Origin of the sequence: Bernardetia aquimarina (genome assembly GCF_042180575.1) — a bacterium.
GTDB lineage: Bacteria > Bacteroidota > Bacteroidia > Cytophagales > Bernardetiaceae > Bernardetia.
On record NZ_CP170094.1, the window covers coordinates 2,765,162 to 2,778,741 of the forward strand.

Annotated in this window: 10 protein-coding genes; 1 reads left to right on the top strand and 9 read right to left on the bottom strand. The window is 31.9% G+C overall.

The window, feature by feature from the left end; genetic code table 11:
- Positions 1 to 5: 5 nt before the first annotated feature.
- Together ACE193_RS11780 and gap are read right to left on the bottom strand one after the other, a co-directional pair.
- Entirely contained in the window at positions 6 to 434 is a 429-nt protein-coding gene (locus ACE193_RS11780) for a hypothetical protein (RefSeq protein ID WP_375563178.1), read from the bottom strand.
- A gap of 81 nt (positions 435 to 515) precedes the next feature.
- Positions 516 to 1,511, bottom strand: coding sequence for a type I glyceraldehyde-3-phosphate dehydrogenase (gene gap / locus ACE193_RS11785; RefSeq protein ID WP_375563180.1), 996 nt, complete (start codon positions 1,509 to 1,511; stop codon positions 516 to 518).
- 384 nt (positions 1,512 to 1,895) lie between these two features.
- Here gap and ACE193_RS11790 point away from each other — a divergent pair, with 384 nt between their 5' ends.
- Entirely contained in the window at positions 1,896 to 2,687 is a 792-nt protein-coding gene (locus ACE193_RS11790; protein ID WP_375563181.1) for a GNAT family N-acetyltransferase, read from the top strand.
- Positions 2,688 to 2,709: 22 nt separating this feature from the next.
- Here the strand turns inward: ACE193_RS11790 and ACE193_RS11795 are convergent, their stop codons facing one another.
- The 7 genes from ACE193_RS11795 to ACE193_RS11825 all read right to left on the bottom strand — a co-directional run bounded on the left by ACE193_RS11795 (position 2,710) and on the right by ACE193_RS11825 (position 13,545).
- Positions 2,710 to 3,918, bottom strand: coding sequence for a glycosyltransferase family 9 protein (locus tag ACE193_RS11795; protein ID WP_375563183.1), 1,209 nt, complete (start codon positions 3,916 to 3,918; stop codon positions 2,710 to 2,712).
- Between the two features lie 256 nt (positions 3,919 to 4,174).
- On the bottom strand, positions 4,175 to 7,495 hold the full coding sequence (gene infB / locus ACE193_RS11800; RefSeq protein ID WP_375563185.1) for a translation initiation factor IF-2: 3,321 nt from the start codon (positions 7,493 to 7,495) through the stop codon (positions 4,175 to 4,177).
- A gap of 512 nt (positions 7,496 to 8,007) precedes the next feature.
- Positions 8,008 to 9,252: a transcription termination factor NusA gene (gene nusA / locus ACE193_RS11805; protein WP_375563355.1), complete on the bottom strand. Its 1,245-nt coding sequence runs from the start codon at positions 9,250 to 9,252 to the stop codon at positions 8,008 to 8,010.
- A gap of 48 nt (positions 9,253 to 9,300) precedes the next feature.
- Positions 9,301 to 9,909: a ribosome maturation factor RimP gene (gene rimP, locus ACE193_RS11810; protein ID WP_375563187.1), complete on the bottom strand. Its 609-nt coding sequence runs from the start codon at positions 9,907 to 9,909 to the stop codon at positions 9,301 to 9,303.
- A 307-nt stretch (positions 9,910 to 10,216) separates the two neighbouring features.
- Positions 10,217 to 11,974 carry an ATP-binding protein gene (locus ACE193_RS11815; RefSeq protein ID WP_375563188.1) on the bottom strand — a complete coding sequence of 586 codons (1,758 nt, stop codon included), beginning with the start codon at positions 11,972 to 11,974 and terminating at the stop codon, positions 10,217 to 10,219.
- Positions 11,975 to 12,355: 381 nt separating this feature from the next.
- Entirely contained in the window at positions 12,356 to 12,754 is a 399-nt protein-coding gene (locus ACE193_RS11820) for a response regulator (protein ID WP_375563189.1), read from the bottom strand.
- A gap of 395 nt (positions 12,755 to 13,149) precedes the next feature.
- Positions 13,150 to 13,545 (bottom strand): response regulator, encoded by a 396-nt coding sequence (locus tag ACE193_RS11825; protein WP_375563190.1) that lies wholly within the window; start codon positions 13,543 to 13,545, stop codon positions 13,150 to 13,152.
- Positions 13,546 to 13,580 lie beyond the last annotated feature (35 nt).

The following is a 13,580-nucleotide window of genomic DNA, read 5'->3' on the forward strand; positions in this document are numbered from 1 at the left end:
GTGGTCTAGCCCTTCAATCTTTTTGAAGGTTTTTTTTTGTATAGCGTTTCCAACACTAATTCTTTACGTTTCTTCTTCTTGCTTTCACGCACACTTTCTACATAACATAAAATATAATCGTATTCTTTTCCTAACCGATTTTTTCCTAAAGACTGAATTTTATCAGGATTTTCCACCACATCTATTATTTTTTCAAAATCTTCTTTTGTAATAGCTAATTGTCCTCTCGCTTCTTCTTTTATTTTATCTCCGTGTTCTTTAAAACAATGAAGCACTCCAGAATTATCTAAAACTCTTTTAAATCCTTCTAAATTAATCTCTAAATTTTCATTTATTTGAGCTATCTGTTTTTCAGACAATTCTCCTAAATCTAATCGTTGAAACTTACTCACATCTTCTAATACTTTTTCTATAAATTCTTTTATACTTTCCATAATTACATTATTATTATAAACATAAAAACCCTAAGGGTCTTGAAGACCCTTAGGGTTTAGTTAGGGCATAAAAATCATTTATTAACCAATTTTTTCGATCAAATCAGCCGAACGGTTTGAATAACCCGATTCGTTATCATACCAACCTACTACTTTTACCATTGTTCCACTTGCATAAGTAAGTGCAGAATCAAAGATACAAGAATGAGGATTTCCTACAATATCAATAGAAACCAATGGCTCATCTGTATATTCCAAAATTCCTTTTAATTCGTTTTCAGAAGCTGCTTTCATCACTTCATTGATTTGCTCTTTTGTAACTTCTTCTTTAAGAATTACAGTAAGGTCAGTCAAAGAACCGTCTGGAATTGGAACACGCATAGCACAACCATCTAATTTTCCTGATAACTCAGGTAAAACCAAACCTACTGCTTTAGCTGCACCTGTCGTTGTAGGAACGATAGAATATGCTGCTGCTCTAGCTCTACGAAGGTCTTTGTGTGGCGCATCGTGGATATTTTGGTCAGAAGTATAAGCATGAACAGTTGTGATGAAGCCTTTTTCTACTCCAAACTTGTCATTCAAAACTTTTACCATTGGCGCAAGACAGTTTGTAGTACAAGACGCATTTGAAATAAGCGTATCGCTATCTTCCAAAATCTCATCATTTACACCCAAAACTACTGTTTTGATACCATCTTTTGCTGGTGCAGAAATAATTACTTTTTTTGCTCCTGCGCTGATGTGTCCTTCTGCTTTTTTGTCTGTAAAGAATCCTGTTGATTCTAATACTACGTCGATGTTATTTTCTTTCCAAGGAAGTTTTGAAGGCTCTCTTTCTGCTGTTACTTTGATTGTTTTTCCATTGATTGTCAATGAATCGGAAGTAGAAGAGATAGTTCCATCAAATTTGCCGTGTACCGAATCGTATTTGAGAAGGTGGGCAAGTGTTTTTGTATCTGTAAGGTCGTTGATTGCTACTACTTCGATAGTCGGTTTTTTCATCAAGGCACGAAACGTAATACGTCCGATGCGTCCAAAACCGTTAATTGCTACACGAATTTTTTTATCTGCCATTCTGTTTTGAATATTTGTGAAGTGAGTAAAACGAAAAATTGCTTTCGTATTCTAGATAGAAAGCTACGTCTTTAAATTGGTGCAAAATTACGGAATTTTTATTAGAATTTATTTTGTAGAACTAAAAGCTAAGTTAATCCTATCAAAAAACACAGGTTTTTATGTTAAAAAATGTTTTCCTATTTATAGAATTATATAGTAGAGCAGAAAAACAATTATTTTCACAAAAAAATAGTATTAAGGTTTCTAACAAATTAGTACTCAATGAAAATCAGACAGGGAAATATACATGATTTGAAGTCAATAAATAAACTTGCATTAGAAGAATAGACACAATTTAAAGAAGTTTTAACTCCAGAAAATTGGTTTAAGTTACTTGCCATATTGACAAGTGAAAACATATTTTATAACCTTCTTTCAAACTCAGATTGTTTTGTGTACGAAAATGAAAAAAATGAAATTATAGGATTTGCTTTTCTAGTATCAAGTGGAAATCCTAATGAAATTTATAATGAATTTCAATGTTATATACGATTTTTAACTGTTTCAAGAAAATATAGTGGACAAAATATTGGACACAAAATAACTGAAAAATGTATAGAAAAAGCAAAACAAAATGGTGAAATAAGTATAGCTTTGCATACATCAGAATTTATGAATGCAGCAAAATATATTTACGAAAAAATAGGTTTCAAAATAACTAAAGAATTAGAACCAAGATTAGGAAAAAAATATTGGCTCTATGAATTAATACTTTTAAATAAAAATATGATAGATTACCAAATTGAAAATAATTTAAGTTCTGAAGAATTTATTCAAGTATTAATCAACTCTACTTTAGGAGAAAGAAGACCTGTTGGAGAGCTTGATAGAATTGAAAAAATGCTTGAACACGGAAATTTGATAGTTACGGCAAGACATAATGGAAAGTTAGTAGGAGTTTCAAGGTCTTTGACTGATTTTGTATATTGTACTTATCTTTCTGATTTAGCAATCGACGAAAAATACCAAAAACAAGGTATAGGAAAAGAGTTAATTCGGCTGACCAAGCAAGAAACACCAAAAGCAAAATTGATATTACTTGCTGCTCCAAAAGCAGTAGATTATTATCCCAAAATTGGACTCACTAAATGGGAACAATGTTATTTTATTGATACCATTGATGACTTAAAATAGTTTTTTAAAGCTAGTAGTTTAACTAAAAAATCAACTTTTTTACTTCCTCCAAAACTCTTCCAACACCAATGTCATTAATGTCCATTCCCATAGAATTACAGTATTTCTCATAAACTTTTTCCTTATCATCTTGCTTTAGTTCTTCTTCAATTTTGGGAGGAAAAATATAAGAAATAGACAAATTATATTCATTCGGATACGGACTAAAACGACCGATATGTCTTCCATTGGCAATACAAATTGTCTTTGTTTGAGTAGCTGCGCCAAGATGAGAAGCTACCGTTTCATTTGTAATTAATAGATTACTTTCTGCTATTTTTTGAGTGAGTTGTATGAGATTTGTTTTTCCTGTAAGGTCAATTATTTGACTTTGAATATCAAAATTATTTTTATTTACTTCTATAAAATCAATGATATTTTTTGCTAAAATCTGTTCGTTTTTTCCTCCAATCAAAATAAATTCTAATTCATTATTGATAAAATTTAATTCTAAAATAAGTCTTGCAAGGTTTTCGAAATGCCACGTTTTGTAGATTTCACTTGCACCAATAAAAAGAGCAATTTGATTTTGTTTTTTTTCTTTTATTTCTATTTTATCAATCAAATAAGGAAATTTTAAATCAATTTTTCTATTCAAAAATTGTTCAAAGAAAATTTTATTTCTGTCAAATTCGAAAACTGGTTTGTTGGGAGTTTCTACTAATTGAGTATAAAAACTATCAGCTAACTCTTTCTCTTTTGGGATTAAATTATCTGTATTTCCTTCATTTCCAATTCGTTTTCCTGCATTTGAAACCTTTGCAATAGCATCTCCAAAAAGCAATAATCTTGAATAAGTCGATTCAATCGTTATTTCAAAACCCTGTTTTCTAATTTGTTTTTGTTTTTTGTATCTGTAAGAAGGATTTTGATAGAATTTCTTTCTGTCAATCCAAATTACCTCATCAACTGTTTCTTTGTCCCATTCTTCAAATAAAGATTTCCACATTAGATTTCCACACAAAACACGCTTGTAGTTTTTGTAGGTTTTGTCTTTTGCTAGTTCTTCTAAAAAATTTCTAAACAAAATATAATCTCCAATCGCATCAAGACGAATGATAAGAAGTGTATTTTTATTTTCATTATATTTTGTAAAATTGATGACCAATCTATCAATAAAATGACACAGGCGAACCTCAAAAGCAATTTTGATGCGTTCTTTTAGTTTTTGGAATGTCGTTTTTTCTTTCATAAATGTATGTTTTAGAACACACTAAAGTGCAATACTATTAAGCTAGGAAATTCTGTTCCGTAGGAACTGTATATTGGTAGCATTTCGAGTTAAAAAGAAACCCTACCAATATTTAACTCCTACGGAGTAGAATCACAATTATAAATCCTTAGTTTAATAGCATTGTACTAAAGTGTGTTCTACAGAATTAAATAAAAAAAGCATTCCTAAATAAATAGAAATGCTTTTTCGTTTTTATATAAATTGAGAAATGGGTTTAGTTTGTTTCTTTCTCTTTTGTTTGTTTTTCTTTAGCTTCCTTAGCTTCTTTCGTCGCTTCTTCTTTCGGAGTAGGTGTAGCATTTTTGAGTTCTTCAAAAGTACGTTTCACTTCTCTTTCTTCAAACGATTCTATCTCGTCTCCTACTTGAATTTCATTGTAATTCTTGATAGAAATACCACATTCAAATCCAGACTTGACTTCTTGTACATCGTCTTTGTAACGTTTCAACGTTTCGATTTCTCCTTCGTGGATAACAATACCAGCACGAATAATTCGGATTTTGTTGTTACGTTTGATTTTACCAGTTGTAACCATACAACCAGCAATAACACCGACTTTAGACACTTTGAATGTTTCACGAATTTCAACTGTACCGACAATATCTTCTTCAATTTTCGGAGCAAGAAGACCAACAATAGCCGACTTAACTTCATCAATCGCTTTATAGATAACTGAATACAGACGTACTTCTACTTGTTCTCTGTCTGCCAATGCACGAGCATTTCTTGACGGACGAACTTGGAAACCGATAATAATTGCATCTGAAATAGTTGCAAGGTTGATGTCTGATTCTGAAATCTGACCTACACCTTTCATTACTACATTTACATTTACCTCATCAGTAGAAAGTTTTTGTAGTGAATCTGCCAATGCCTCAACTGAACCATCCACATCACCCTTGATAATAAGGTTGAGCTGTTGGAAGTTTCCGATTGCAAGTCTTCTATTAATATCACTAAGCGTAAGACGACGAGTAGCACGAATAGACTGTTCACGTAAAATTTGCTCTCTACGAGTAGCAATATCTTTCGCTTCACGTTCTGATTTCATTACATTAAATCTATCTCCAGCTTGTGGCGCACCGTCAAGACCTAAAATCTGAACTGGTGTTGATGGTGGAGCAGTTTCCAAACGATTACCTAAGTGGTCAATCATGGCACGTACTTTACCAAAATGCGAACCTGCTAAGATAACATCTCCTATTTTTAAAGTACCGTTTTGTACGATTGTAGTAGCTACATATCCACGTCCTTTATCCAAAGAAGCATCTACAACAGTTCCTGCTGCATTTCTATTTGGATTTGCTTTAAGCTCTAATATTTCGGCTTCTAATAGAACTCCTTCTAATAGTTCATCTATACCTTCGCCTTTTTTAGCTGAGATATGGTGTGATTGATATTTACCACCCCACTCTTCTACAAGAACATTCATGTCTGCTAATTCTTGTTTTACTCGGTCTGGGTTAGCTCCTACTTTATCTATTTTATTGATGGCAATAATGATAGGCACTTCGGCAAGTTTAGCATGATTAATTGCTTCACGAGTTTGAGGCATAACTCCATCATCTGCTGCTACTACAATAATAACAACATCGGTAACTTTTGCACCCCTTGCACGCATTGCTGTAAAGGCTTCGTGACCTGGAGTATCTAGGAAAGTAAGTTCTTTACCTTCATCTAAAATTACTTTATAAGCTCCAATGTGCTGTGTAATACCACCAGCTTCACCATCTGCTACTTTTGCTTTTCGGATATAATCAAGAAGAGTAGTTTTACCGTGATCTACGTGTCCCATAATGGTAACAATAGGTGCACGTTCTTCTAAATCTTCTGCTTTGTCTTCTGTTTCTAGTACTACTTCTGTTTCTTCTTCAGCAGATGTAAACTCTACATCATAGCCAAATTCGTCTGCAAGAAGTGTAATAATTTCGGCATCAAGACGTAAATTGATTGAAATCATTACGCCTAAGCCCATTCCTTTAGAGATAAGTTCGTTGATAGAAACGTCAAGTAAATTTGCAAAATCACTTGCAGGAATAAACTCAGTTACTTTTAATAACTTGTTTTCTACTTTTACTTCGTTTTGTTCGCTTTCACGAGCTTCACGTTTATCTCTTCTGTTAGACCTTTTTCCACCTCGTCCACCTTTGCCAGAACCTGTGTTCATACGAGCAAGAGTAGCTTTGATTTGTTCTTGAACTTCTTTTGCTGTAGGTTCTTTACGTCTTTTCTTACGTTTTTTACTTGCTTCTGATTCCGTTTTTGGTTTGTCAGCAGTTGTTGCACCTTTATCAGCACTTGTATTCAGTTTGGTCAAATCTTGAGGTTTGCTAGAACCTTCTCCTTCACCTCTACGACGACGACGACGACGACGACGACGACGAGTTCCATCCTCTGATTTATCATCAGAAGAAGATTTTTTCTTTTTAGAGAAAGATGATAAATCTATCTTACCAACCACTTTCAATCCTGGTAATTTATCTCCTTGTGAAGAAACAAAATCTTCACCTTCTTCATTGCCTTTGACAGCTTCTTTTGTATCAGGAGTTTTGGTCGCTTTACTCTCTTTTTCTTGATTCGTTTTTTTCGAATCTTCTTTTGTTTTATTTACAGGTGTTGCAGACTTATTTGAGTTTTCTGTCTTCTTATTGTCCGAACTTCTGTTATCTTTTTTAGTAGAAGATTGTGGATTAATCTTGTTGTTTCCACCTTTATCTTCTTTTTTATTCTCCTGTTTTGAAGTATTTTGTTTTGTAGCTTCTGCTTTTATATCTTTTGTATCGTTTTTAGGAGTAGTTTTTTGAGAAGAGTTTTGAGCAGGTTTTGTAGTTGCCTTTTCATCTTTCTTATCATTTTGCTTATTATCTCTATTTTTCTCGTTTTTAGGAGTAGTTTTTTCTTTTTCTACTGTTTTTTTATTTTTAGAAGTTTCTGTTTGAGAAGATGAAACTGCTTTATTAGTAGTTGTTGTATCAATAGATTTTCCTTTAGGTTCTTCTTTATTAGTCGTCTTTGTCTCCTGTTTTGCAGAAGTTTTTTCTGCTGCTTTATTTGTATTCTGAGTAGAGCCTTTTTTCTTTTTCTTAAACTTATCTAAATCTACTTTTCCTACTACCTTCATTTGGTGTGAAGTGGTTGTAAATGTTTCAGGCTCTGCTTTTTTGTTTTCTTCTTTTTTATTTTCAACAGGTTGATTAGGTTTTATACTTCCTCCCTTTATAATCAACTCCTTTTCTTGTTCTTTGTCGTCTTCTTTGTCTTTTTCTTTCTCAGACTGACTTTTTGTGTCCTTATCAATAGTTTTTCCTGTTGCAGAAGTAGTTCCTATTTTAATATTAGACGCTTCTCTTCTGTTCTTGAGTGAAGTCTCAAAATCTTTTTCCAAAATTGCATACATTTCTTGATTGATAGGCTCATTGGGATTGCCTTTCAAATCGTGTCCTTTTTTTCGTAGATGCTCGACGATGGTATTGCGTCCGATGTTTAGTTTTCGGGCGACTTGACTGAGCCTCATTTGTGTCTTTTTTTCTGCCATAAATTTTTTGGGGGGCGACTGTTAGCCTTATTCTAAAAATTATCCTTATTTATTTTAATATTCTGTATATAAAAATGCAAGAAAATTCTAAAAATGATGAGTTGCCTACTTTTGACTCCTAAGTAATGTTTATTTTAGTGATTTTAGGAGGGTCTGTTCTTAAACTAATTTAAGTTTTTTTTGAAACGATATTGGGTTTTGATGAATAAACTGACCTATTTAATATTGATACAGTTATATATGAATTGTTGAATCTAAAAGTTGAATCTATTTATTATTCTTTAATTTTTATAATTAAATGTCACAAAAATCTTTTCAAATAGATAGCTTCGAATCCGTTGAAAACAGATTATTATACAAAAATACGATAATTTTTAGAAAAATTAATCTAAAATCGTAAAAAAAAGTAAATATTTATTTTTTTTATCCAATTTTCACAGAAAAATCTTTAAATTCTAAACCCTAAAAGCAATTTTTACTCTTAGGGTTTATGATTTATCTGGACTGAATAATTACTCAAATTCTTTCTTGAGGACTTCCAAAACAAAATCAATCGTTTCTTCTTCCAAATCTACACGACGAATCAAATCTTCTCTGTTGTATTCCAATACACTTCTTGCTGTATCAAAACCTACTTTATGAAACTCTTCGATAATCCAATCATCGATAGCATCCTTAAATTCTGTCAAATCCACATCATCCTCAAAATCATCAACAGCTTCTTCTCTAAAGACATCAATTTCGTAATCTACTAACTTTCCAGCTAGACGAATATTTTGTCCACCTTTTCCGATAGCAAGTGAAATTTGGTCACGCTTCAAGAAAACAGCTACACGAGCATTTGCTTCATCTATTTTCATAGAACTGGTTTTGGCAGGACTAAGCGCACGAGAAATAAGTAATTCCAAATTTTCGGTATAATTAATTACATCGATATTTTCATTACACAGCTCTCTTACGATTGAATGAATACGTGAGCCTTTCATTCCTACACACGCACCAACAGGGTCGATACGGTCATCAAATGATTCTACGGCTACTTTTGCACGTTCTCCAGCTTCTCTGACTACTTTTCTTACTGCGATTGTTCCCTCTTCGATTTCTGGAATTTCAGATTCGAATAATTTTTCTAAAAACAATGGTGCAGTACGAGAAAGAATAATTTTTGGATTTCCGTTTTGCATTTCTACACGATGCACAACAGCACGAACACTATCTCCTTTACGAAAACGATCTTTAGGAATTTGTTCTCCTTTTGGAAGACTAAGTTCCTTTCCTTCATTGTCTTGTAGGACTACTTCACGTTTCAAAACTTGATAGACTTCACAAGTAACAATTTCGCCTACATATTCCTTGTACTTTTGGTACAACAAATCTTTTTCTAAATCTCTAACTTTTTGAATAAGTGTCTGACGAGCTGTTTGTACAAGTCTTCTACCAAAATCATCAATTTTGATTTCTTGTGCTACATCTTCGCCAACTTCAAAGTCAGGTTCGATTACTTTTGCATCTGTAAGACGGATTTCTGTTTGTTCGTCATACTCTGGTTCGTCGTCTGCAATAATATTTCTGTATTGCCAAATTTCCAAATCACCTTTTTCGATATTGACGATAACATCAAAATTTTCATCAGAACGGTATTTTCTGCGAATAAGTGTGCGAAAAACATCTTCCAAAATACGAATCATCGTAGGACGGTCAATGCGCTTTAATCTTGCAAAGTCTGCAAAAGACTCTATTAATGTTGTGGTTTCTATACTCATTGTATTTTATTTTTTCAAACAGCTTGGAAGCTATTTACTACTTTATTTTTTCTTAAATGATATTTGTACGTATGCTACTTTTACCTCTTCGAAATGAATAGTAGCAGGTTTGTATTTTGTCTTGAGTTTTGCTTTTTTTCCTTCGGCTACTTCATATTCTTCAGTAATTTGAAAAATGGGTTTGCCTTCTTCGTTTTCTTCAATAGATTGTAGCTTACCTACTTTTTTTGTTCCATCTTTGAATTCGAATTCTAAAGTACGTCCTACATGTTGAGGATATTGTCTAAAGATATGCAATCCATAATCTACACCAGGAGAGGTAACTTCTAAATTATAGGGTTTGTCTTCTCCGTTTTCATCTTTTCCAAACAAATCATCTTCTTCAAAATAAGCTCCTACCTTTCGACTTACATTGGCACAATCAGCAATTCCGACACCTTCATCTCCATCAATAATTAGGATTACTTTAGGAGTTCTTGTTTTTGAAATTTGAATTTCTAATAAAAAAATATGTGTTGAAAGTGCATAGTCAAAAAACTCATTTCCTTCTTGACTTGCTTGTGGAGAGGTTGCTTTTTGAATAAAATTACTTATTTTTTCCTTAATAGAATTAATACTAGAATTGATTTGCTCTGTTTTTGAATCGGACATATAATAAAGTTAAAAGTTAGATTTCAGAAGTCAGAAGTAAAAAACACTATACAAAATATAATAAAACGAAAATGGAAGGCTTTTTCTGCCTTCCATTTGTTTTGTTTTTTTAATTTGGTACAAAAATACAAAAAACCCTTTTGTTTTGCAAATTTTTAGAATTTACGAACAGGGTTTTCTTATAAAAGATATTTGATCTCTTTTTGTATTTAGACCTCTACTTTCAACTTGTAGTTGTTGGTGTCGCTATCACTAAAATACCAACAATATAAGAATGCTCTAATTTTACTAAATGATGTACTTTTAATTAAATCGGAACTTCAATGAAAAAAGTAGTTCCAACTCCTTCTTCTGTTTCAAACCAAATTTTGCCATTGTGTTTGTCTATTATTTTTCTGGTAATATCTAATCCCAAACCACTTCCTTCTCCTATGGGTTTGGTGGTAAAAAAGGCATCAAATACTCGGTCTTGAATTTTCTTTGGGATTCCTCCTCCTGTATCTTGAATCGAAACAAGTACTGTTTTATTACTTTGATTTTCAGTTGTTTTAGTAGAAACGATTAATTTCCCTTTGCCTTTCATGGCTTGAATAGCATTATGAATAAGATTTGTCCATACTTGCATTAGTTCGTCTGGGTATCCTAAAAATGACGGAACATAATCAAAATTTCGCTTTATATCAATCCCTTGTTTGATTTGATTATGATATAATATTAGTGTAGTTTCTATACTTTGATTCAAATCTACCTCTGATTTTTCTTCGGAATGGTCTTGACGAGCAAAATTTTTGAGAGCAAAAACTGTTTTTGCAGCCCTTTTGGTAGCTTCTTTTATGGTTTGATTGCTTCTAATGACAGTAGAGAGTTGATAAGCTGTTTCGAAAACTTCTTCTTTATTTTTGGTTTGTAATAATAACTTTATCAATTCCTTTTCTTTGTACATATTCATATCAGCTATCAAATCTGCATACTCATCTACCTCTGTAAATCCTAGCTCCTCTAATTCTTCTATTAAATCATACTTTACCGTTCGTTGATCTCTTGTAGATAACAAATCTGTTTTTTTAGATGCTATTTCTACAAATTTATTAAAAACAGATACCATTTTGTCATCTAATGTTTTGAGGAAATTAGGCAGATTGGGTACTGTTTCTAACAAAATATTTTCGATACTATCAGCCGAAGAACGAATTGCTCCCAACGGTGTATTTATCTCGTGTGCAATATTAGCAATAAGCTGTCCCAAACTAGCTAATTTTTCGGATTGAATAAGCTGTTTTTGAGTAAATTGAAGCTCTTTGTAGGCATTTTCTATTTCTGTTTTCTGTTTTCTTAATTGTTCTTGTGTGGTTTTTAGTTCCTCCAAATTTTGTTTTAATTCTTTTTCTGATGCTTGTAAGACTGTATTATTTTCTTGAATGGTAAGTGCTTGATTTTGAATTTGCTTGCCTTGTTGTTCTCTGTCTTTAGATTTTTTGTAGTAGGAATATCTATCTCTATCCAGTAAAAATGTAAATACAAAAGATAAAATTATGGCACTTGCCAAATCATTAAGACTGTACCTCGAAACATCAGTCATTATATTTACATCTAAAATCAGTAAAGTCGTAAAAAAACAAATAATAGCAAAAATCATTACGCTATAATAAACAATCATACGAAGAGGTACAAATAAAGAAGCTACCAAAACCATACAAAAACCTCCCATATAAGATGGATCTCCCTTGGTAAGTCCTGTGATAATAGCTGTACTAATAACAGCATACGCTCCTAGCACACTCATCAAATAGATAGATTTTTTTCTAAAAAATGGAATCCAATACAGACAAAAAATAGTAAAACTCACTACTGATAAACCAATTCGTAGATAAAAAATCCCTTCTACATTTGGATATAACTCTGCATCTAAAGGAATGTAGCCCAACCAAATAAAAATAAAAACTAAACTAACGAGTGGCAAAAGTCTTGCACACTGGTAGCTTTGTTCTTGAAAGTAAGTATCTGGATACTGCCTATTTTCATCTCCATAAATGATAAGACGCAGTATGTTTTTTATATTGTTCATTTGTTAGATGAGTCGGTCATTCGACAAAAAATTCGTTCTTATTTCCTTTTTAGTTTCAAATTGGAACAATCACAAATTCAATTCATTGGCTTTCAGTCAGTTATTAACTCAAAAATAGTCCTTTATTTAATTCCTTTTGGAGCTTTTGTACCTATACCTTTCATAGCAACTAGGAGGCTATTTTTTTGTTTTTTTGCTAGAAATATAAACTACTCTCTTATTTTTTTATATCAATGCTTTTTTGATGTAAAAAAACAGAATTAAATACAAGATTGTCGTTTCTAGAGATTAATTGATAGTGAGCAATGACTTTTTGCCTAAGCACTTTTAATTAAATCCCTAAGTAGCTTCAAGACTTTTAAAGCTACTTAGAGGAAAGTATCAATTTTTCAATACTTCATTTACTTTATCTACTAAGTCATTTTTATTCCAAGGCTTAGAAATAAAATACTTTAGATTTGAGTTTTTGAACGCATTTTGAACAGCATCATTTTCAGCCTGTCCAGAAAGCATAATTTGAGCTACATTTGGAAAACGGTCTTTTACTTTTACTAAAAGTTCATCGCCTTTCATTTTTGGCATCAACCAATCTGTAATCACAAGAAGTGTATCAATATTCCTTTCTCCTAAAAATTCTATAATTTCTAGTGCTTCTTCTCCACTTTCAGCCGTTTCGATAACAAACTTCCCATCAAAACTTTGGTTAAGTTGTAGTTTCAAACTCATGAGTATCATTGGGTCATCATCTACACAAAGTATTGCTTTATTTGTTTTTTTCATAATTTAAAAATTGTTAGTTTATGTTTTTTTCAAACAAAAGTAAGTAATTTAATTATCTCCTGATTTTTATTACTTTAAAGAAAGACAAGTAAAAAATGTAGTTCCAACTCCTTCTAGGGAATCAAATCACACTTTTCCATTGTGTTTTGCTATATTTTTTTTATAATCTTGAGTCTTGTATAATATAAAGTTTAGAATAAAAACTCTTTTGAGACTAAAACAATGTTCACTTTAGCACACAGTAATAGACAGAATACCTATTGAATTATATTAAGAATAAATGACTGTTTGGTAAGGTATATAATAAACTCTTGTCTATGTGTGTCACTTTGCTGCACCACCACCAACATTCTCCATGTTTTATGGTCATTCTTTTGAATAATGCCTTGTACTTATTAAATCACTTCATTTACTTTATCTATCAAATCTTGTCTTCTCCAAGGCTTAGAGATAAAATATTTTAAATTTGAGTTTTCGAAAGCATTTTGTACGGCTGAATTTTCAGCTTGTCCAGAAAGCATAATTTGTTTGACTGTTGGAAAAAGTGTTTTTACTTTTATCAAAAGTTCATCACCTTTCATTTTTGGCATGAGCCAATCAGTAATAATTAGGAGTGTATCTATGCTTCGCTCTCCCAAAAACTCAATAATTTCAAGAGCTTCTTCTCCACTTTCGGCAGTTTCGATGACAAACTTTCCATCAAAATTTTGGTTGAGTTGTAACTTTAAGCTCATCAAAATCATTGGATCATCATCTACACATAAAATTGCCTTATTTGTTTGTATTTCCATTATATAAAATATTTAGTTTATGTGTGTGTTTTTTA